This window comes from Burkholderia sp. F1, assembly GCF_050813845.1.
Lineage (GTDB): Bacteria > Pseudomonadota > Gammaproteobacteria > Burkholderiales > Burkholderiaceae > Burkholderia > Burkholderia ubonensis.
In genome coordinates this window covers 3,623,963-3,646,071 of the sequence record NZ_CP172421.1, presented here as the reverse complement: position 1 = coordinate 3,646,071, position 22,109 = coordinate 3,623,963, and the positions used below count along the sequence as shown (strand labels likewise).

15 protein-coding genes are annotated in these 22,109 nt (G+C 68.4%); 8 read left to right on the top strand and 7 right to left on the bottom strand.

Translation table 11 applies throughout. The annotated features are described in order from the left end of the window. The 6 genes from ACFIMZ_RS17170 (at window position 1) to nagE (ending at window position 10,926) form a co-directional block, all read left to right on the top strand. Complete coding sequence (locus ACFIMZ_RS17170) at window positions 1-3,219, top strand: error-prone DNA polymerase (RefSeq protein WP_431820553.1); 3,219 nt, start codon at window positions 1-3, stop codon at window positions 3,217-3,219. Window positions 3,220-3,531: 312 nt separating this feature from the next. Further along, window positions 3,532-4,266 carry a GntR family transcriptional regulator gene (locus ACFIMZ_RS17165; protein WP_431820552.1) on the top strand — a complete coding sequence of 245 codons (735 nt, stop codon included), beginning with the start codon at window positions 3,532-3,534 and terminating at the stop codon, window positions 4,264-4,266. Window positions 4,267-4,366: 100 nt separating this feature from the next. Next, entirely contained in the window at window positions 4,367-5,470 is a 1,104-nt protein-coding gene (gene nagA, locus ACFIMZ_RS17160) for an N-acetylglucosamine-6-phosphate deacetylase (protein ID WP_431820551.1), read from the top strand. After that, the gene (locus ACFIMZ_RS17155; RefSeq protein ID WP_431822519.1) at window positions 5,463-6,479 is read left to right on the top strand and encodes an SIS domain-containing protein; all 1,017 of its coding nucleotides are present in this window, start codon (window positions 5,463-5,465) and stop codon (window positions 6,477-6,479) included. The genes nagA and ACFIMZ_RS17155 overlap by 8 nt, the downstream gene beginning before the upstream one ends. A 16-nt stretch (window positions 6,480-6,495) precedes the next feature. Beyond that, the gene (ptsP, locus tag ACFIMZ_RS17150) at window positions 6,496-9,078 is read left to right on the top strand and encodes a phosphoenolpyruvate--protein phosphotransferase (RefSeq protein ID WP_431820550.1); all 2,583 of its coding nucleotides are present in this window, start codon (window positions 6,496-6,498) and stop codon (window positions 9,076-9,078) included. Between the two features lie 93 nt (window positions 9,079-9,171). Then, window positions 9,172-10,926 (top strand): N-acetylglucosamine-specific PTS transporter subunit IIBC, encoded by a 1,755-nt coding sequence (nagE, locus tag ACFIMZ_RS17145; RefSeq protein WP_431820549.1) that lies wholly within the window; start codon window positions 9,172-9,174, stop codon window positions 10,924-10,926. A gap of 162 nt (window positions 10,927-11,088) precedes the next feature. On the opposite strand, the gene ACFIMZ_RS17140 is transcribed toward nagE, so the two are convergent. From ACFIMZ_RS17140 to rpoH, 6 genes are all read right to left on the bottom strand, one after another. Further along, entirely contained in the window at window positions 11,089-13,572 is a 2,484-nt protein-coding gene (locus ACFIMZ_RS17140) for a family 20 glycosylhydrolase (RefSeq protein ID WP_431820548.1), read from the bottom strand. A 572-nt stretch (window positions 13,573-14,144) separates the two neighbouring features. Further along, window positions 14,145-14,270: a cytochrome bd-I oxidase subunit CydX gene (cydX, locus tag ACFIMZ_RS17135; protein ID WP_431820547.1), complete on the bottom strand. Its 126-nt coding sequence runs from the start codon at window positions 14,268-14,270 to the stop codon at window positions 14,145-14,147. Window positions 14,271-14,323: 53 nt separating this feature from the next. Continuing rightward, the gene (gene cydB / locus ACFIMZ_RS17130) at window positions 14,324-15,460 is read right to left on the bottom strand and encodes a cytochrome d ubiquinol oxidase subunit II (RefSeq protein ID WP_431820546.1); all 1,137 of its coding nucleotides are present in this window, start codon (window positions 15,458-15,460) and stop codon (window positions 14,324-14,326) included. A 31-nt stretch (window positions 15,461-15,491) separates the two neighbouring features. After that, a complete protein-coding gene (locus tag ACFIMZ_RS17125; RefSeq protein ID WP_431820545.1) occupies window positions 15,492-17,072 on the bottom strand; it encodes a cytochrome ubiquinol oxidase subunit I in 1,581 nt (526 codons plus the stop codon). Beyond that, a complete protein-coding gene (cydP, locus tag ACFIMZ_RS17120; RefSeq protein ID WP_431820544.1) occupies window positions 17,062-17,334 on the bottom strand; it encodes a cytochrome oxidase putative small subunit CydP in 273 nt (90 codons plus the stop codon). Before cydP ends, ACFIMZ_RS17125 begins: the two co-directional genes overlap by 11 nt. Window positions 17,335-17,636: 302 nt before the next feature. Continuing rightward, a complete protein-coding gene (gene rpoH / locus ACFIMZ_RS17115; RefSeq protein ID WP_059758635.1) occupies window positions 17,637-18,572 on the bottom strand; it encodes an RNA polymerase sigma factor RpoH in 936 nt (311 codons plus the stop codon). A gap of 361 nt (window positions 18,573-18,933) precedes the next feature. On the opposite strand from rpoH, the gene ACFIMZ_RS17110 reads away from it, so the two are divergent. Then, window positions 18,934-19,500: an acyloxyacyl hydrolase gene (locus tag ACFIMZ_RS17110; protein ID WP_431820543.1), complete on the top strand. Its 567-nt coding sequence runs from the start codon at window positions 18,934-18,936 to the stop codon at window positions 19,498-19,500. 45 nt (window positions 19,501-19,545) lie between these two features. Further along, entirely contained in the window at window positions 19,546-19,929 is a 384-nt protein-coding gene (locus ACFIMZ_RS17105; RefSeq protein ID WP_431820542.1) for a nuclear transport factor 2 family protein, read from the top strand. Window positions 19,930-20,081: 152 nt separating this feature from the next. Here ACFIMZ_RS17105 and leuA read toward each other — a convergent pair whose 3' ends face one another. Continuing rightward, a complete protein-coding gene (leuA, locus tag ACFIMZ_RS17100; RefSeq protein ID WP_431820541.1) occupies window positions 20,082-21,728 on the bottom strand; it encodes a 2-isopropylmalate synthase in 1,647 nt (548 codons plus the stop codon). Window positions 21,729-22,109 lie beyond the last annotated feature (381 nt).

Genomic DNA, 22,109 nt, shown 5'->3' with positions numbered 1-22,109 from the left:
ATGGTTGCGGAATTCAAGTTGCTGCCCGATTACGCGGAGCTGTTCTGCCGTTCGAACTTTTCGTTCCTGCATGGCGCGTCGCATGCGGAGGAGCTGGTCGAGCGCGCGGTCGAGCTCGGCTATCGCGGGATCGCGATCACCGACGAATGCTCGCTCGCGGGCGCGCCGCGGATGCATGTCGCGGCGCAGGCGAAAGGGCTGCCGCTGATCGTCGGCGCGTACTTCGAGGTGACGCCGGATGATGTTCCACCCGGCCACGATCCGGGCCCCGGCGCGTTCGGGCTCGTGCTGCTAGCGCAGAACCGCGAAGGCTACGGCAACCTGTCCGAACTGATTTCGTGGCGGCGGATGGAAGCGCCGAAGGGTACGTATCGACTGACGCCGCGGATGTTGTCGGCGCCTCCCGCGAAATTCGCGCACTTGCGCGGGATGCCCGACTGCTTCGCGATCCTCGTGCCGGCATATCCGGTTCGCGCGAACGTGCTCGATGCGCAGGTCGCATGGTTTCGTGCAACGTTCGGCGAGCGTGCGCGGCTCGGGCTCGTGCAGTTGCAGCGAGCGCTGGACGGCGCGCAACGCGAGGAGATTCGTGCGGCGGGCGAGCGGCGCGGCGTGCGCATCGTCGCGCTCGGCGACGTGACGATGCACAAGCGTTCGTGCAAGCCGCTGCAGGACGTGATGACGGCGATCCGGATCGGGATGCCGGTCTCGGAATGCGGCTATGCGCTCGCGCCGAATGCGGAGCAGCATCTGCGCGCGCGGAACCGGATCGCGAAGCTGTTCTCGTCGGACGAGATCGAGGAGACGTGCGCGATTCTCGACGCATGCGGTTTCTCGCTAGGTGACCTGCACTACGAATATCCACTCGAACTCGTGCCGGAGGGGCATACGCCGGCCAGCTACCTCAGCCAGGAGGTTTGGGCGGGGGCGCACCGGCGTTATCCGCACGGCGTGCCGGAGAAGGTGGTGAAGCTGATCGAGCACGAACTCGGGCTGATCGAGGATCTGCACTACGAGCCGTTCTTCCTGACGGTCTACGACGTCGTCACCTATGCGCGCAGCCGGGACATCCTGTGCCAGGGGCGCGGCTCGGCGGCGAATTCGGTGGTCTGCTACTGCCTCGGCGTCACCGAGGTGGACCCGGAGCGCAGCACGCTGCTGTTCGAGCGCTTCATCAGCCGCGAGCGCGGCGAGCCGCCCGACATCGACGTCGACTTCGAGCACCAGCGGCGCGAGGAAGTCATCCAGTACCTGTACGAGAAATACGGCAAGGACCGCGCGGCGCTCGCGGCCGCCGTATCGACGTATCGTCCGCGCGGCGTGCTGCGCGAGACCGGCAAGGCGCTCGGTGTCGATCCGATGCTGATCGACCGCGTCGCGAAGGGGCATCGCTGGTTCGACGGCAGTCGCGATCTGCTTCAGCAGTTCGCGACGGTCGGGCTCGATCCCGATACGCCGCTGATCCGCGCGTGGGCCGATCTTGCCGCGCGACTGCTCAATTTTCCGCGCCATCTGTCGCAGCACTCGGGCGGTTTCGTGATCAGCCGCGGCAAGCTCACGCGACTCGTGCCGGTCGAGAACGCGGCGATGGACGGGCGGCGCGTGATCCAGTGGGACAAGGACGACCTCGAAGCGCTCGGGCTGATGAAGGTCGACGTGCTGGCGCTCGGCATGCTGTCGGCGCTGCATCGCGCGTTCGACATGGTCACCGCGTGGCGCGGGCCACCGAAGCGGGCCGGCCGGCCCGGCGACGACAGGCCGTTCGGGATGGACGACATTCCGCAGGATGACGAAGCGACCTACGACATGATCTGTCGCGCCGACACGGTCGGCGTGTTCCAGATCGAATCGCGCGCGCAGATGTCGATGCTGCCGCGCCTGAGGCCGCGCAACTATTACGACCTCGTGATCGAGGTCGCGATCGTGCGGCCGGGGCCGATCCAGGGCGGCGCCGTGCACCCGTACCTGAAGCGGCGGCAGGGGATCGAGAAAGTCAGCTATCCGAAGGAGGACCTGAAGCCCGCGCTCGAACGCACGAAAGGCGTGCCGATCTTCCAGGAGCAGGTGATGCAGATCGCGATGATCGCGGCCGGCTTCACGCCCGGCGAGGCCGACGAGCTGCGGCGCGCGATGGCCGCGTGGAAGCGCAAGGGCAATCTCGAGCAATATCACCGCAAGATCGTCGACGGCATGCGGGAGCGCGACTATCCGCCCGAATTCGCCGAGCAGATCTTCGAGCAGATCAAGGGCTTCGGCGACTACGGTTTTCCGGAGAGCCACGCGGCGAGCTTCGCGCATCTCGTGTACGCGAGCAGCTGGCTCAAATGCCACGAGCCCGAAATCTTCCTCACCGCGCTGCTGAACAGCCAGCCGATGGGCTTCTACGCGCCCGCGCAGCTCGTGCAGGACGCGAAGCGCCACGGCGTGACGGTGTTGCCGGTCGATGCGACGCACAGCGGCTGGGAAGCATCGCTCGAAGCGCTGCCCGGCGACGCGCCGCCGCACGGACGGCCCGCGGTGCGGCTCGGCCTGTCGCTCGTGCGCGGCCTCGGCGAGGCGGCCGCGCGGCGGATCGAGGCCGCGCGCGCGGCAGGGCCGTTCGAGCGCGTCGACGCGCTCGCGCGGCGCGCGCAGCTCGAGCGCCGCGACCTCGAGGCGCTCGCCGCCGCGAACGCGCTCGCGACGCTCGCCGGCCATCGTCGCGATGCGTTGTGGCAGGCCGTCGCCGCGGCGCCGGAGCGCGACCTGCTCGCGGCCGCGCCGATCGACGAACCGGAGATGCCCGCGCTCGGCGCGCCGTCGGAGGCCGACGACATCCTCGCCGATTACCACACGACGGGCCTCACGCTGAACCGCCACCCCGTCGCGCTGCTGCGGCCCGTGCTGCGCGCGCGGCGGCTGTCGTCCGCGGCCGAGCTGCGCGACCGTCCCGACGGCCGGCTCGCGCGCGCCTGCGGGCTCGTGATCGCGCGGCAGATGCCGGGCACCGCGAAGGGCGTGATGTTCATGACGCTCGAGGACGAAACGGGTTGCGTGAACCTGATCGTCCGGCCCGAGCTGCTCGCGCGGCAGCGCCGCGAGACGCTCGATTCGCGGCTGCTCGCGGCGTCGGGCGTCTGGCAGGTCGTGAGCGACGTGCGGCACCTCGTCGCGCAGCATTTCGAGGACCTGACGCCGCTGCTCGGCGGCCTGCGCACGTCGAGCCGCGAATTCCACTGAGCATCCGCCGCCCTCGCCCCGTTGCGCGATGCATACCAGTACGCGTAACTGGTTCTATTCCGGTCTCATTTCCGTCGCGATTCTCCCGTCCGGCGGCATCGAGAAACCATCCCATTGCATACCACCTCGGGTAAATCCCTACCCCGTATCGCATTGTAAACAAAGGCTTTGCCGCGACTAAAACGCTTGCGTGGCAAGGCTTCCGGCGATTTTCACGACACTAATACCAGTTCGTTGACTGGTATTATTGTGGTTATATAATGCGTTCACTTTCCGACGGCCCGCGTCCGTCGTCCGACTCCCCGGAGGCTCATGGAAACCGGCTGTTCCGAACTGGCGCCCGATCCTCACCGCGATACGCCGCTCTATCTGCAGCTCGCGCGCAATCTGGCGAGCGCGATCCACGACGGCGCATGGCAGGCCGGCGAGGCGCTGCCGTCGGAGCGGGTGCTGTCGGCGTCGGTCGGCGTGTCGCGGATCACCGCGCGGCGCGCGCTGGCGCTGCTGGTCGAGCAGGGCCTGGTCACGCGGGCGCGCGGCGCGGGCACCTTCATCACGCCGCGCGTCACCGATCCGCTGTCGCGCCTGGTCGGCTTCACCGCGAAGATGCGCCAGCGCGGCTTCGCGCCGGATTCGGTGTGGCTGTCGCGCAAGCTGCGCGCCGCGAGCCGCGACGAGATCACGCATCTCGGCCTGGCGCCCGGCGCGCTGGTCGCGCGGCTCGAGCGGCTGCGCCGCGCGGACGGCATCGTGATGGCGGTCGAGCACTCGACGCTGCCGGCCGCGGTGGTGCCCGATCCGCACGCGCTCGGCGCGTCGCTGTACGAGCACCTCGAAGCGCGCGGCAAGGTCGTGGTGCGCGCGCTGCAGCACTTTCGCGCGGTGAACGCGACGCGCGACATCGCGAAATGGATGGCGGTGGCGCCGGGCGCGGCGCTCCTCGTGATCACGCGCATCGGCTACGGCGCCGACGAGCGCGCGATCGAAATGACCGAAACGTATTGCCGCGACGATTACTACGACTTCGTCGCCGAACTGAAACGCTGACGCGGGAGACTGCACCGGCGCGCGACGACCGGCGCACCCTGCGGATTTTGCACATCGCGACGCGGGGCTCGCCGCGTCACCAGATCATCAAGAGAATGTCATGCTGACTGGAAACATCCTCACCCCCGACGGCTGGATTCACGGTTCGCTCGATTGCGAGAACGGGCGCATCACGGCGCTCGACGGCGCCCCTGCCGATCCCGCGAAGAACGACGCGCCGTACATCCTGCCCGGCTTCATCGACCTGCACGTGCACGGCGGCGGCGGCGCCGACGTGATGGAAGGCGGCGACGCGATCGAGACGATCGCCCGCACGCACGCGCAGTACGGCACGACGAGCCTGCTCGCGACGACGATGACCGCGCCGCGCGACGAGCTGATGAAGGTCGTCGGCAACCTCGGCAGCGTCGCGCGCACCCGCACGCCGGGCGGCGCGCGCGTGCTCGGCGTGCACCTCGAAGGGCCGTACATCAACCCGGGCAAGCTCGGCGCGCAGCCGGACGCGGCCGTGTCGGCCGTGCTCGACGAAGTGCTGAAGTACCTGTCGATCGCGCCGATCCGCGTCGTCACGCTCGCGCCGGAAATCGCCGGCCACATCGAGATCATCGGCGAGATGGCCGCGCGCGGCGTGCGCGTGCAGCTCGGCCACTCGCTCGCGACCTACGACGACGCGGTCGCCGCGCTCAAGCACGGCGCGTGCGGCTTCACGCACCTGTTCAACGCGATGTCGCCGCTGCATCACCGCAACCCGGGCCTCGTCGGCGCGGCGCTCGCGCATGCCGAATACGCGGAGATCATCCCCGACCTGCTGCACGTGCATCCGGGCGCGATCCGCGCGGCGCTGCGCGCGATCCCGCGCCTGTACGTCGTGACCGACAGCACGTCGGCGACCGGCATGCCCGACGGCGAATACCGGCTCGGCAGCCAGCACGTGACGAAGTGCCTCGGCGGCGTGCGGCTCGCCGACGGCACGCTCGCCGGCAGCACGCTGACGATGGACCAGGCGCTGCGCAATCTCGTGTCGCTCGGCCTGCCGATCGCCGACGTGTCGAACCGGATGTCGCGCTACGCGGCCGACTATCTCGGCATCGCCGATCGCGGCCGCCTCGCGCGCGGCGCATGGGCCGACGTCGCCGTGTTCGATCGCGACCTGAACCTCACCGCGACCTACGTCGAAGGAGAATCGATTGTCGAATATGCTTAAGGAAGCGCGCGAGTCCGCCCAGGTCGTCGCCGCGCAGCTCGCCGACACCGCGCGCGTCGAAGCGCTCGCCGGCCAGTTGCAGGATCATCCGCCGGCCGTCGCGCTGACGGTCGCGCGCGGCAGCTCGGATCACGCCGCCAGTTATTTCGCAAGCCTGACGATGAGCCGCCTCGGTGTGCCGGTCGCGTCGCTGCCGATGTCGGTCGCGACGCTGCAGCAGGCACCGCTGAAGGTGCGGGACCAGCTTGCGATCGCGTTCTCCCAGTCGGGCAAGAGCCCCGATCTCGTCAACACGATGGCCGCGCTGCGCGAAGCCGGCGCGCGCACCGTCGCGGCGGTCAACGTGCTGCCGTCGCCGCTCGCCGACGCATGCGAGCACCAGCTGCCGCTGCTGGCCGGCCCGGAGCTGTCGGTCGCGGCCACGAAGAGCTATATCGCGATCCTGTCGCTGTCCGCGCAGATCGTTGCGTTCTGGCAGCGCGACGCGGCGCTCGTGACCGCGCTGCGCGGGCTGCCCGACGTGCTCGCGCAGGCGGGTTCGCTCGACTGGTCGCCGGCCGTCGCCGCGCTTGCCGACGTCGAGCGGATGATCGTGATCGGCCGCGGCCTCGGCCTCGCGATCGCGCAGGAAGCCGCGCTGAAGCTGAAGGAAACCTCCGGCATCCAGGCCGAGGCGTTCTCGAGCGCCGAGGTGCGTCACGGCCCGATGGAGCTGATCGACCGCGACTACCCGCTGCTCGTGTTCGCGCCGCCGGGGCCGGAGCAGGCGGGCCTCCTGCAGCTCGCGGCCGACATGCGCGCGCGCGGCGCCGCGGTGCTGCTCGCCGCGCCGGCCGGCACGCCCGGCCTGTCAGGCACGGTGTTGCCGCTCGCGCAGTCCGCCCATGCGGCGCTCGACCCGATCGCCGCCATTCTGTCGTTCTACGTGATGGCGGCGGATCTCGCCGTCGCGCGCGGCCGCAATCCCGATACGCCGCGCCACCTGAACAAAGTCACCGAAACGCATTGATGAGCCGAGAACGCCGATGAGACGCGCCGAGGAGTCCCAGTTGAAGAGCCCCACCCACGATCAGATCGTTCTGCTTGCCCCGTTGACGGGGCCGATCGTTCCGCTGGCCGATGTGCCCGATCCGGTGTTCTCCGGCGGGATGTTCGGCGACGGCATCGGCATCGACCCGCTCGCCGGCAAGCTCGTCGCGCCGTGCGCCGGCATCGTGTCGCATCTCGCGCGCACCGGCCACGCGGTGACGATCACGACGCCGCAGGGTGCGGAAGTGCTGCTGCACATCGGCATCGACACCGTCGAGCTGAACGGGCAGGGCTTTACCGCGCGCGTCGAGGCCGGCGCGCGCGTCGAGGCGGGCGACCTGCTGATCGAGTTCGACCAGGACGCGGTCGCGCGCAGCGCGCATTCGCTCGTGTCGGTGATCGCGATCGCGAATTCCGATGCGTTCGACGTGATCGACCGCGCGCAAGGGTTCGCGACGGCGGGCGAGACGCCGCTCCTCACGCTGCGCGGCAAGGGTAACGCCGCCGTGCAGGCGGCCGCGGCCGGCGCCGCGGCGATGAACGAGGCGCGCCGCGCGATTCAGCTGACGCAGCCGGGCGGCCTGCATGCGCGGCCGGCCGCGCGGGCGCGCGAGGCGGCGCGCGGGCTCGACGCGCATGTCGACGTGCATTTCGACGGCCGCAAGGCGCCGATCGAAAGCGTGGTCGGGCTGCTCGGCCTCGGCGCCGGCGAACAGGCGACGATCGAGCTGGTCGGCCGCGGCGCGCAGGCGCAGCAGGCGGTCGACGCGGTCGCGCACGAGCTGCTGCGCGAGGCGCACGGCGAAGTCGAGGAGAAGCCGGCGCGCACGCTGTCGCCCGCGCCGCAGGCGGTCGTGCGCAGCGCCGGCGCATCGCTGGATCCGAACACGCTCGCAGGCGTGTGCGCGGCGCCCGGCATCGCGGTCGGCACGCTGGTGCGCCTCGACGATGCGGACCTCACGCCGCCCGAGCAGGCGAGCGGCACGCCCGCATCGGAAAGCCGCCAGCTCGACCAGGCGCTGAAGGCCGTCGACGCCGAACTCGACGTCACCGTGCGCAACGCATCGGCGCGCGGCGCGGTTGGCGAGGCGGGGATCTTCGCGGTGCATCGCGTGCTGCTCGAAGACCCGACGCTGATCGACGCGGCGCGCGACCTGATCAGCCTCGGCAAGAGCGCGGGCTTCGCGTGGCGCGCGACGATCCGCGCGCAGATCGACACGCTGTCGAAGCTCGACGACGCGCTGCTCGCCGAGCGCGCGGCCGACCTGCGCGACATCGAGAAGCGCGTGCTGCGCGCGCTCGGCCACACGAACGGCGCGGCGCGTGCGCTGCCCGACGAGGCCGTGCTCGCGGCCGAGGAATTCACGCCGTCGGACCTGTCGTCGCTCGATCGCGAACGCGTGACCGCGCTCGTGATGGCGCGCGGCGGCGCGACGTCGCACGCGGCGATCATCGCGCGCCAGCTCGGCATTCCGGCGCTCGTCGCGGTCGGCGACGCGCTGTACGCGATTCCGGACGGCACGCAGGTCGTTGTCGACGCGAGCGCGGGCCGTCTCGAACACGCGCCGACCGCGCTCGACGTCGAGCGTGCGCGGCATGAGCGCCAGCGTCTCGCCGGCGTGCGCGAAGCGAACCGCCAGACCGCGGGCGAAGCCGCCGCGACCGCCGACGGCCGCGCGATCGAGGTCGCCGCGAACATCGCGACGCTCGACGACGCGAACACCGCGGTCGACAACGGCGCGGACGCGGTCGGCCTGCTGCGCACCGAGCTGATGTTCATCCATCGCCAGTCGGCGCCGACGACCGTCGAGCACCAGCAGAGCTACCAGTCGATCGTCGACGCGCTGCAGGGCCGCACCGCGATCATCCGCACGCTCGACGTCGGCGCGGACAAGGAAGTCGACTACCTGACGCTGCCGCCCGAGCCGAACCCGGCGCTCGGCCTGCGCGGCATCCGCCTCGCGCAGGTGCGCCCCGATCTGCTCGACGACCAGCTGCAGGGCCTGCTCGCGGTGAAGCCGTTCGGCGCGGTGCGCATCCTGCTGCCGATGGTGACCGACGCGGGCGAGCTCGTGCGGCTGAAAAGGCGCATCGACGAGTTCGCTCGCGCGCAGGGGCGCGCCGAGCCGATCGAGGTCGGCGTGATGATCGAGGTGCCGTCGGCGGCGCTGTTGGCCGACCAGCTCGCGCAGCATGCGGACTTCCTGTCGATCGGCACCAACGACCTCACCCAGTACACGCTCGCGATGGACCGCTGCCAGGCCGATCTGGCCGCGCAGGCGGACGGCCTGCATCCGGCCGTGCTGCGCCTGGTCGACATCGCGGTGCGCGGCGCGCAGAAGCACGGCAAGTGGGTCGGCGTGTGCGGCGCGCTCGGCGGCGATCCGCTCGCGGTGCCGATCCTCGTCGGCCTCGGCGTGACCGAGCTGTCGGTCGATCCGGTGTCGGTGCCGGGCATCAAGGCGCGCGTGCGCCGACTCGATTACCAGCTGTGCCGCCAGCGCGCGCAGGATCTGCTCGCGCTCGACTCGGCGCAGGCGGTAAGGGCAGCAAGCCGCGAGATCTGGCCGCTCGACTGAGCGTCGGCGGGGACTCGCGTGCGGTTTCAGCAGCAACGCAAATTCACTACGAAAGCAATCAGGTCAACGAAGAGACAAGGATTGGAGGACTGAATGGACGGGAATCCGTTTCTGAAGATACAGAGCCTGGGAAGGGCGCTGATGCTGCCGATCGCGGTGCTGCCGGTCGCCGGCATCCTGCTGCGGCTCGGCCAGCCGGACGTGTTCAACATCAAGATGATCGCCGACGCGGGCGGCGCGATCTTCGACAACCTGCCGCTGCTGTTCGCGATCGGCGTGGCGGTCGGCTTCGCGAAGGACAACAACGGCGTCGCGGCGCTCGCGGGCGCGATCGGCTACCTGATCGAAACCGCGATCATGAAGGACATCGATCCCAAGCTGAACATGGGCGTGCTGTCCGGGATCATCGCGGGCGTGGTCGCGGGCTTGCTGTACAACCGCTACAAGGACATCAAGCTGCCCGACTACCTCGCGTTCTTCGGCGGCAAGCGCTTCGTGCCGATCGCCACCGGCCTCGCGTGCGTGATGCTCGGCATCGTGTTCGGCTACGTGTGGCAGCCGGTCCAGCATGCGATCGACGCGGCCGGCCAGTGGCTGACGACCGCGGGCGCGATCGGCGCGTTCGTGTTCGGCTTCCTGAACCGGCTGCTGCTCGTCACGGGCCTGCACCACATCATCAACTCGCTCGCGTGGTTCGTGTTCGGCAACTTCACGCCGCCGGCCGGCGGCGAGCTCGTGCACGGCGACCTGCACCGCTTCTTCGCGGGCGACCCGAGCGCGGGCACCTTCATGGCCGGCTTCTTCCCGATCATGATGTTCGGCCTGCCGGCCGCGTGCCTCGCGATGCTGCACGAAGCGCCGAAGGAACGCCGCGCGGTGGTCGGCGGCCTGCTGTTCTCGATGGCGCTCACGTCGTTCCTGACCGGCGTGACCGAGCCGATCGAATTCAGCTTCATGTTCCTCGCGCCGGTGCTGTACGTGATCCACGCGGTGCTGACGGGGCTGTCGCTCGCGATCTGCCAGCTGCTCGGCGTGAAGCTCGGCTTCACGTTCTCGGCGGGCGGCATCGACTACGTGCTGAACTACGGGTTGTCGACGAAGGGCTGGGTCGCGATTCCGCTCGGCATCGCGTACGGCATCGCGTACTACGGGCTGTTCCGCTTCTTCATCCGCAAGTTCAACATGGCGACGCCGGGCCGCGAGCCGGCGACGGCCGAAGCTGCGGCCGAGTCGTATGAATCCGGCGGCTACGTCGCGCCCGCGGGCGCCGCGGCGCCGCGCGCGCAGCGCTACATCGCCGCGCTCGGCGGCGCGGGCAACCTGACGGTCGTCGACGCGTGCACGACGCGCCTGCGGCTGACCGTCGCCGATCCCGACAAGGTGTCGGAACCGGACCTGAAGGCGATCGGCGCGCGCGGCGTGCTCAAGCGCGGCGGCAACAGCGTGCAGGTGATCATCGGGCCCGAGGCGGACATCATCGCCGACGAAATGCGCGCGGCGATCGGCGGTGGCGCGACGGCGACGGCATCGACCGGCGCCGCCGTGGCGCCGGCCGCGACGGCAGACGGCGCGGCGGGTCCGCTCGATCCCGATCCGGCGCGCTGGCTCGCGGTGTTCGGCGGCGCGACCAACGTCGCGTCGCTCGGCGCGGTGGCGACCACGCGGCTGCGCGTCGCGGTGCTCGATCCGTCGGCGGTCGATCGCGAGCGGCTCGCGTCGCTCGACGTCGCGTGGGTCGGGGCCGATACGTTCCACATCGTCTGCGGTTCGTCGGCGTCGCGTTATGCGCAGCTGCTGGCGGCGCGTCTGCCTTCGGCGGGCGGTAGCGCGGCGGCCCAGCCCGCGTAGTGCGACCGGCGCCGGCGTGAATCCCGGTGACGGGTTCGCGCCGGCCGGGAAACAAAAAACGGCTTGCGATGATCGCAAGCCGTTTTTGTTTGAGGCGGGTTGGGCGCGATTGCGGGCGCCAGCGTACCGGGGGCGCGCGCGAAGCGCGCACCCGGCCGTCGCTCACTCGTTCGTCAGCGTGAACGTCGGCTTCCGATAGCCGATCCCCGCGCGTTCGAGCTTCGGCAGTTCGCGCTGCTGGAGCAGCGTCGCGAAGCCCGCCCAGTCGCGCTGCAGCGCGGCCGTGTCGACGTGATGCGTGTCGCCGAGCTTGTAGCGCACGCCCGCCGCGTACGGCAGCTCCCAGTCGGCCTTGTGCCATGCGCGCTCGGCGAGCGCGAGCAGCCGCGGATACACCATGTATTCGAGCAGCCGGTCGTTGCGCATCACTTCGCCCCACGCTTGCCCCTGGATCCCTTCGAGGCGCGGGGCGGGGCCGGCGCTCGTCACCTCGAACGGATTGCCGTCGCGGTCGCCGATGACTTCCGCGTTCTGCGGCAGGTTCTCCGGCGCGAGCGAGAACACCTTGTACTCGTCGGTCGCATGCGAGCCCCAGTAATAGCCGCGCTCGCGCGGATTGAGCGTGTACGGGAAATCGAAATACAGGTAGTCGGGCAGCGCGAGCACCGTCCGGTATCCCTTCGCGCTCAGGTCGCGCGCGCTGTCCGACGCGCCCCAGAAGATCGTGTCCCACAGCGACACCATCACGTTGCGCGTGCTGAAGTCCTGCGGACCGTTCGCGTGCTTGATGCCGTCCTGCCACGCGGCCATCGTGCCGATCCCGTTCGCGTTCACGACCGCGCTGACCTGCTTCGCGAAGCGGGTCGGCAGCTCGTCGATCGACTTGACCTCGCCCCGTTGCAGCAGCGCGGTGCACGCCGGCGAGCGCGCCCACGGCTTGTCCTGCGCGGCGAGATCGATGCGGCCCTTGCCCGGATCGGCGCCGTTGAGCGGCTGGAAGCCCGCGCCGAGCAGGATGTTCTTCGCCTCGTCGCCACCGTAGTGCCAGGTGCGCAGCGGCACTTGCGCGTCCGCGTGCATCGACGCGATTTCGCGGATCACCTTCGTCGCGAAGTTGAGCGCGCCGGGCACGCACGGGTTCAGGTCGCTGCGCCGGTCGTAGAACTGCACCGTCAGCAGGTTCGACGTGTCCTGCGGATCGAGCAGGCGGTACGCGTTCGCGTCCTGCTCGCGGCCCGCCGCGTGCAGGCGGCGATAGCGCGCCTCCATCGACACGACGGCCGCGCGAGAGTGCGCGGGCATGTCGATTTCGGGAATCACCTCGACGTAGCGGTCGGCTGCGTAGCGCAGCAGCGCCACGTAATCGGCGCGCGTCAGGTAGCCGCCGCCCGACTGGTCGTTGGGCCCCGAGCCGAGCTGCGGCAGCAGGCAGCGCGTTTCGGACGGATCGTGGCAGCGGCGCGCGCCGACGTCGGTCAGCTCCGGCAGGCCGGGAATCTCGATGCGCCAGCCCTCGTCGTCGGACAGGTGCAGGTGCAGCCGGTTGAGCTTGTACGCGCTCATCTGGTCGATCAGGCGGCGCAGCGTCGCCGGATGCTTGAAGTTGCGCGCGAGGTCGACGTGCATGCCGCGATGGACGAAGCGCGGCGCGTCCTCGACGAGCATCGCGGGAAGCGTGCCGCCGCCGACCGGCGCGAGCGAGAACAGGGTCTGCACGCCGTAGTAGAGGCCGGCGCGATCGTAGGCCTCGATGAACGCGCCGCGCGGCCCGATCGCGAGCCGGTAGCCGCCGGGCGTCGCGATATCGGCCGGCAGCCGGCGCGGTGCGACGACGCCCCACACCGGCACGCGCGCGCCGTCGAGCCCGAGTGTGCCGGCGCGCTCGCGCAACGCCGCCACTTGCGCGGACGGGAGCTCCGGCAGCGTCAGGTCGACCCCGCGCAGCTCGAGCGTGCCGCCCAGCGTGCGCTGCCGCTTCACGCTCGGCAGCGCGCGGCTGGCGTCCGGCCGCGCGGCGACGGGCGGTGCGTTGCCGGGTGAGTTGTTCTGCGCGTCGGCGGGCAACGATTCGACATAGCGCAGCTCGTCGTCGGTGTCGTTGTAGCGCAGCACCGCGGGCGGCGCGCCGTCGACGACCACGTAGGGCCGCGGAATCACGTCGCTGTAGCGGCGCAGCCAGTATTCGGCGACGACCGGCAGCTCGATGCGCTCGCCCGGCGCGAGCCTGAGCGAACCCGGCTGCGGCGTCAGTTCGTACAGGTCGCCCGTCAGGCGGCGCAGCGCGAAGCCCGGCCGGTCGATCCGCAGCAGGCGGCGGATGCTGTGCAGGTAGAGCCGCCAGCCGCCGTCGGCGATCGGCTGGTGGCCGCGGTTCTGCAGGATCAGGCGGCCCGTCGCGCAGCTCGCCCAGTCCGCGCCGAGATCGGCGCACGGCACGCCGGCCGACGCCGCGTGATTGTTGTCGACGGCGACGCGCAACGCGAGGCCGTTCGACAGCAGCGTCGCGAGCCCGGCGGGCGTCGGCGGGGCGGCGTTCGCGGTCGCGCCGGGCGCCGCGCGCGCGGGCGTCTGCGCAGGCGACGCGGCCGGCGACAGCGCCGCCGCGATCAGCGCGCCGGCGCACAGGGAATGCAGGATTCGATTCATGGGGATTCCTCAAAAAAAGTTCGGCGATACGACGCCGTGGGATTACGTCGCTGCGATCGGGTCTTTCAAGGAGGCTGCGGGGAAGGCTGGGGGCCGCGCGCGGGCGAGGGGGCACGAAGTGCGCAAGGCGTGCAAGAGGCGTGCATAAGGCCGTGCATAAGGCGCGCGGGGCCGAGCGCTACGGATCAGGTTCGCGGCACGCGCGCCGGCCGTGCGCTTTCATGAGCGGCGCGCGTCGACGGGCGCGGCGGCGCGGCCGGACTTCGGACGCTCACGGCTCGGCGTGGCGCCGCAGGGGCCCAAGCGGTGATCTTTCATGTCTCCTCCACCCAAGTGGACGCGGCCTGTGGACGGCCGCGTGAAAGATCATATGAAACCTTTGGGTGGTATTCAAGTGGTATTAATTTGGTTCCAGAATGGCATTGAATTTCGAGATGGGGCGGCGCGAGGCAGCGGGCCGCAGGCGAAAAAAAACCTCGCACGAGGCGAGGTTGGCTGCTGCGGGACGGACGATCCGTCCGGCGCGCCCGGCGCATGTCGTCCGGGCGTGCGCGGCGGCTGCCGCCGCGGCGCTAGGCCCGGTCGGTTTTCGCGCCGGCCGGCGCGAAGCGCTTCGGCTGCGCTTCGAGCCACATTGCGTTGACGATGCCGAACGCGAGCGCGACGCCGATACCGAGAATCCAGCTGAAGTACCACATGATCCGACTCCTTGCGAAACGTGGGGCAAGGGCGCGTGCGCGCCCCGCCGGGTTCAATACATCGAGTGCTTGTTTTCCTCGAGCGCCTCGCGCGTGACCTTGCCGCGCATCACGCGGTAGACCCAGCTCGTGTAGAGCAGGATGAGCGGCAGGAACACGATCACGGCGAACAGCATCACCTGCAGCGTCATGTGGCTCGACGTCGAGTCCCACACGGTCAGGCTGCTCTTCGGGTCGAGCGACGACGGCATGATGAACGGGAACATCGAGAAGCCCGCGGTCAGGATCACGCCGACGATCATCAGGCCCGTGCAGAAGAACGCGGTCTTCTCGAGGCGCGAGCCCGCGAGCAGCAGCGCGAGCACGCCGCCGGCGATGCCGACGACCGGCGCCGCGACCATCCACGGATACTCGCCGTAGTTCGCGAGCCACAGGCCCGAGCCCGCGGCGACGTCCTTCAGCAGCGGGTTCGCGACCGTGTCGGTGGGCGCCGCGTGCGTGATGTGATAGCCGCCGACATACGACGCGATCAGCACGCCCGCGAGCACGAACAGCACGACGGCGAGGAACGCCGACACGCGCAGCGCGACCGACGCGCGGCGCGCGATCACGCCGTCCGTCTTCATCTTGATGAACGCGGCGCCGTGCGCGACCAGCATCGTCAGGCTGACGAGGCCGCAGAGCAGCGCGAACGGGTTCAAGAGCGCCCAGAAGCTGCCGTGGTAGCTGACGCGCAGGTCGGTGTCGAACTGGAACGGCACGCCCTGCAGCAGGTTGCCGAACGCGACGCCGAACACCAGCGCCGGCACGAAGCCGCCGACGAAGAGGCCCCAGTCCCAGCCCGCGCGCCAGCGCGGGTCCGGCCGCTTGCTGCGGTAGTCGAAGCCGACCGGCCGGAAGAACAGCGCGAACAGCACGAGCAGCATCGCGAAGTAGAAGCCGGAGAACGATGCCGCATAGACGAGCGGCCACGCGGCGAACATCGCGCCGCCGGCGGTGATGAGCCACACCTGGTTGCCTTCCCAGGTCGCGCCGACCGTGTTGACGATGATGCGGCGCTCCTCGTCGGTCTTGCCGAGGAACGGCAGCAGCGCGGTCGCGCCCATGTCGAAGCCGTCGGTGACGGCGAAGCCGATCAGCAGCACGCCGACGAGCAGCCACCAGATCAGCTTGAGAGTTGCGTAGTCCATAGCGATTCCTTGTTCGGTATCTGGGCCGGGCTCAGGCCGGGGCGCGCTCGGTGGCGGCCGCCAGCTCGTGGTGATAGCGGCCGGTATGCAGCGACGACGGGCCGAGGCGCGCGTACTTGAACATCAGCGTGATCTCGATGATGAAGAGCACCGTGTAGAACAGGATGAAGCCGGCCAGGCTCAGGTACAGGTCGGTCGGCGTCAGGCTCGACGCAGACAGGTGCGTCGGCAGGATGCCCGCGATCGTCCACGGCTGGCGGCCCAGTTCGGCGACGACCCAGCCGAATTCGATCGCGATCCACGGCAGCGGGATCGCCCACACCGCATAGCGCAGGAACCAGCGGCGGTTGTCCTGCAGCAGCTCGCGGCGCGCGCAGAACCAGAACGCGGCGACGAACGTCGCAAGGAACAGGAAGCCGAGGAACACCATGATCCGGAACGAGAAGAACACCGGCGCGACAGGCGGGATGGTCTTCTTCGCGGCGGCCTTGATCTGCTCCGGCGTCGCGTCGGTGACCTTCGGCGTGAACTGCTTGAGCATCAGCCCGTAGCCGAGATATTCCTTGTGCTTGTCGAACAGCTCGTGGGTCGCGGCGCTGGTGTCGCCTTCCTTGATCTTCTGCAGCGCGCCGTACGCGATCATCCCGCTCTGGATGTGCTCTTCGCTGCGCTTCGCGAGATCACGCAGGCCGATCACCGGCTCGTCGATCGAGCGCGTCACGATCAGGCCGAGCGCATACGGGATCTTGATTGCGTAGTCGGTGCGTTCTTCCTTCTGGTTGGGCAGCCCGATCAGCGTGAATGCCGCCGGCGCCGGTGCGGTCTCCCATTCGGATTCGATCGCGGCGAGCTTCATCTTCTGCACTTCGCCGGTCGTATAGCCGGATTCGTCGCCGAGCACGATCACGCAGAGCGTCGACGCGAGGCCGAAGCCGGCCGCGACCGCGAACGAGCGCAGCGCGAAATCGGTGTCGCGCTTCTTCAGCAGATACCACGACGACACGCCGAGCACGAACATCGCCGCCGACACGTAGCCGGCCGACACGGTGTGCACGAACTTCACCTGCGCGACCGGGTTGAACACCACGTCGAACAGGTTCGTCATTTCCATCCGCATCGTCTGGTAGTTGAACTCGGCGCCGACCGGGTTGTTCATCCAGCCGTTCGCGACGAGGATCCACAGCGCGGACAGGTTCGAGCCGAGCGCGACGAGGAACGTCACCATCAGGTGCTTGACCTTCGACAGGCGGTTCCAGCCGAAGAAGAACAGGCCGACGAATGTCGATTCGAGGAAGAACGCCATCAGGCCTTCGACCGCGAGCGGCACGCCGAAGATGTCACCGACGTAGTGCGAGTAGTACGACCAGTTCGTGCCGAACTGGAATTCGAGCGTGATGCCGGTCGTCACGCCCATCGCGAAATTGATGCCGAACAGCTTGCCCCAGAACTGGGTCATGTCCTTGTACACCTGCTTGCCGGTCATCACGTAGACGGCTTCCATGACGACGAGCAGCCAGGACAGGCCGAGGGTCAGCGGAACGAACAGGAAGTGGTAGAGCGCTGTGATGCCGAACTGCAGACGCGACAGATCGACGACTTCGCTACTTATCATGGTGGTCTCCCTCGGTAGAGGCGGTGGCCGGCACCGAGAGCAGCTTCTCGGCGACGGCGGCAGGCGGCAACGACATGTGCTTGGCCTGCGGGTGATTGAAAAATGCGTATTTGAGCGCCATCAGCAGTGCCAGCTTGACAAGCAGCACGATGGTGATGTCGCGGGCGAGGGTCGGGCCGCGGGCCCACGCGGCGAGGCGACCGCGCCAGCCGGTCGCGCCGGTCGTGGGCGCGGGCTTTTTATCGATCGAGATCAAGGCCATTATCCTGAATCGGTTTTAAGCAGGTTTGGGGCGACTCTACGTCGGATTGATGACGGCCGTTAAGCAGTTTTTAATCCTATTGCGCCTGACGCATCAATTTTAAGAGGACGCTCGCGACGTGCGGAGTGCCGCACTGCGGCGGACCGTCGCGAAGGGATCGTCGAAACTTGAGCCAGATCAAGCATCAGCGGAACAGGCGGCGTTTTGGTGAATACCCGATTGAATTGGTCAATTTATGGGCGAAAAAAAACCGCTGCCGGGCGGGCAGCGGTTTTTGATGAAGCGTTTTGAATCAGCGGGATTTACGCATAGGCGGCGAGGGCCGTGCGCATTTTCTTCATCGCGCTCGCTTCGATCTGGCGGATGCGCTCCGCCGACACGCCGAATTCGGCGGCCAGATCGTGCAGCGTCGAGCCGCCCGAGCCGTCGTCGTCGACGTGCAGCCAGCGCGCCTCGATGATGCGGCGGCTGCGCGCGTCGAGCGCGTCGAGCGCCTGCGCGATGCCGTCCGTCTGCAGCATGTCGCGCTGACGCGCGGCGAGCACGGCGGTCGGCTCGTTGTGCGAATCGGCGAGATACGCGATCGGCGCGTAGCTTTCCTCGCCGTCCTCGACCTGCCCCTCGAGCGCGATGTCGCCGCCGGACAGGCGGGTCTCCATCTCGGTGACTTCCTCGCGCTTGACGTTGAGTTCCTGCGCGAGGCCGTCGATTTCCTCGGGCGTCATCGCCTGCATGCCCTTCTTGTGGCTGCGCAGGTTGAAGAACAGCTTGCGCTGCGCCTTCGTCGTCGCGACCTTCACCATGCGCCAGTTGCGCAGGATGTATTCGTGGATCTCGGCCTTGATCCAGTGGATCGCATAGGACACGAGGCGCACGTTCTGCGCCGGATCGAAGCGCTTCACGGCCTTCATCAGGCCGATGTTGCCCTCCTGGATCAGGTCGCCGTGCGGCAGGCCGTAGCCGAGATAGTTGCGCGCGATCGACACGACGAGCCGCAGGTGCGACAGCACGAGGCGGCGGGCCGCATCGAGGTTGTTCTGCTCGCGGAACTCGGTGGCGTACTGGCGTTCTTCCTCGGCCGTCAGCAACGGGATACGATTGACTGCCTGGATATAGGCGTCGATGTTGCCCAGCTGGCCCGGCAACATCGAATGGGTTGCGAGCGCCAGCGAGCCTGCCGATTCGGCCTTAGCGGACGCCGGGCTCAGGGTGTTCGGAAGGGTCAGTGCGTTGCTCACTTAAGAAAACTCCTTTGGAATCAGGGATGAACCCCGGTCTCGGATGATTCCGCGGTCAATCTTAGCACTCCCGCCAACTGAGTGCTAATTCCTTAGAGAGGGTGCGGGCTTTGGAGTTCCCGGATTTCTATCGATCCGGCGATATCGATAGCATTAGGCGTGACCGCTCGAATGTTCGCAAGTTCCGTAACCCGTTGTTTTTCATGAGAATCAGTAGACGATTCCGATTTTTGTAGTTTCGGCAGCAAACCATTTCGCTTTATGATGCCGATCCGAAAAGTCCTTTACCATACCATTCTGTTCGCTCGAGTCCAGTCGTCTGGCGGCTGGCTCCGTTCAACCCACAAAGTTGGAGTGTCAGATGAACAATAAGAACGGTCGGCGGCGGAGCCGGCTTGCGTTGCACGTGGTCCTGGCGGCGTCGCTGCTGGGCGGTTCAGGGGCAGCGCTGGCGGATCGCTGGGGGATCCAGGCGGGCGGCGGGTTCTCCGATCGCCACAGTATCGACAAGGGCAATCTCGGCGTGGTCTGGGATCCGGGCTGGACCTGGTGGGAAATCGGCGGCTGGCACTTCACGTTCGTGATGGAGGGCAACGTCGGCTACTGGCATACGAACGGCAACATTCACACGAGCATCTGGGAGGTCGGCGCGACGCCGGTGTTCCGCTTCATCAAGGGAGCGGGCGAGGTCCGGCCGTACGTCGAAGGCGGCGCGGGCATCCGCGTGCTGTCTCATCCGACGATTGCAACGGATCTCTCGATGTCGACCGCGTTCCAGTTCACCGAAATGGCGGGCGTCGGCCTGCAGTTCGGGCAGCGGCAACAATACCAGGTCGGCTACCGCTTTCAACATGTGTCTAACGCGGGTATCAAAGAGCCGAATCCTGGTATAAATTTCCACCAGTTCTATCTGCAGTACAACTTCTGATTCGCACGCCTGCGCACGGCGTGCGCGTTGCCGAGGAGTCAGGCGATGGCGAAGGTGGTCGATGCGATCCGCGCGCTCGAGCGCGATCGGTTCCGGGCGATGGTGGACGCCGACGGCGAAGTGCTCGACGCGCTGCTGTCGGACAAGGTGTTCTACGTGCACACCAACGGCAAACGGGAAACCAAGCAGCAGTTCATCGACGCCATCGCCGCCGGTCGCCGCCGCTATCGCCAGATCGAAATCCAGTCGCAGGACGTGCTGCCCGTGGGCGACGATACCTGCCTCGTCACCGGGCGCGCGCTGATCGAGATGGAAACGAACAACGGCGGCCTCGTGTTTCCGATTGCGTACACCGCGGTGCAGACGCAGGAGCAGGGGCGCTGGCGCCTGCTCGCGTGGCAGGCGACGCGGTGTGCGACCGACACATGAACGCGCGTGGCGCTCCGTTTCGTGTCCCGTGCGAAGCAGCCTCATGGGCCGCTTCTCGCCGGCCCGCGCAGCGTGGATCGCACGCTGCGCGGGCGGTCTCGCACCGCTCGCTGGTCTTCTTCAAACCCTGATCCGAACCCTGATTCAAGCAGTCAAGCCGCCGCACGACGGTCGGCGCAGTGCCACGCCGAGCGGTTGATCGCGCTGACGACCGCGTCGAGCGCGGCGCTCGCCGCATCGGCGTGCACGCCGACGCCGTGCCGCGGCGGCGCGTCGCCGACCCGGCAGCCGACCGATACCGCGATGTGTCCGTCGACCGTGCGCGCGTGTTCGCACGACGCGACGTCGACCGCGACGCCCGCAGCGGCCGCGAAGGCCGCCGCTGCGCACCGCGCCGCCTCTTCGGGCGTTGCGCCGGCTGCACTTGCGCCGGCGACGTCGCGGTTCTGCCAGCGTGCGCTGCCGCCGTTGCGCGCGGCCGGGCCGTCGGTGTCGAAGAATTCGCGTGCGAACAGCGCGCAGATCGCGTCGCCGGTCACTTCCTCGCCGGATGCGTCGGCGAGCGTCTGCACCGCGTGGCTGAACTCGATCTGCACGCGGCGCGGCGGCGTGAAGCCCATTCCGCGCTCGAGCAGGAACGTCGCGCCGCCCTTGCCGGACTGGCTGTTCACGCGGATCACCGCGTCGTAGCTGCGGCCGAGGTCGGCCGGATCGATCGGCAGGTACGGCACCTCCCAGATCGCGTCGGGCTGCTGCCGCGCGAAGCCCTTGCGGATCGCGTCCTGGTGCGAGCCGGAGAACGCGGTGAACACGAGGTCGCCCGCATACGGGTGGCGCGGATGCACGGGAATCTGGTTGCAGCGCTCGACGACGCGGCGCACCGCGTCAATGTCGGAAAAGTCGAGGCCCGGATCGATGCCCTGCGTGTAGAGGTTCAGCGCGAGCGTGACGAGATCGACGTTGCCGGTGCGCTCGCCGTTGCCGAACAGGCAGCCTTCGATGCGGTCGGCGCCCGCGAGCAGCGCGAGCTCGGCGGCGGCGACGGCGGTGCCGCGATCGTTGTGCGGATGCACGGACAGCACGATGCTGTCGCGATAGCCGAGGTTGCGGTCCATCCATTCGATCTGGTCGGCGAACACGTTCGGCGTCGCGGCTTCGACGGTCGCCGGCAGGTTGACGATCATCTTGTGGTCGCGGGTCGGCCGCCAGGTCTGCGCGACTGCGTCGCACACTTCGCGCGCGAACGACAGCTCGGTCATGCTGAAGGTCTCGGGCGAGTACTGGTAGGTCCAGTGCGTGTCCGGGCGCGCCGCCGCGTATGCCTTGATGACACGCGTTCCCTCGACCGCGAGCGCCTTCACGTCATCCTTCGACATCCCGAACACGATGCGGCGGAACGACGGGCAGATCGCGTTGTACAGGTGCACGATCGCGCGCGGCACGCCTTCGAGCGCATCGAACGTGCGGGCGATCAGGTCTTCGCGCGATTGCACGAGCACTTCGATCGTCACGTCGTCGGGAATGCGCTTCTCGTCGATCAGCCTGCGCACGAAATCGAAGTCGGTTTGCGACGCCGACGGAAAACCGACTTCGATCTCCTTGAAGCCGATCGCGACGAGCATCTCGAAGAACTCGAGCTTCTGCTCGATGCTCATCGGCTCGATCAGCGACTGGTTGCCGTCGCGCAGATCGGTGCTCATCCAGACCGGCGCGCGCTCGATCGTGCGGGTCGGCCACTTGCGCCCGTTGATGCGGACGGGTTCGAACGGTCGGTACTTTTCTTGCGGGTTGCGCTTCATCTTCGGGACCTCGGGTCTCAAGTCGCGAGCGAAGACGGGCAGCATGAACGTCGGTTGACGCGGCCTCGCACCGTGGCGCCAAAACGCGCTGCGGATGCGGATGATCTTCGCGAATCGGCCGACGGATAGACGGACGAAAGCTGACGACTTCGGTTGTAAAAACTGCGAGAGGGGTACTGCGAGGAACTGCTGGGAGGGACCGTGCGGACAGCACACGGCGCTACGACAGCCTTAGGCTAGTCGTAGCGATAGCGGCCGCGCTAGGCGGCCGGAGGTAATTCGGAGGGTGTTCGGAAAGGAACGCATGAGGACAACTCTATGCGAAGTCGCCTGCGCCTGTCAAATGGGCCGTTTCACGGGGCGTTACAGAACGGACGTATT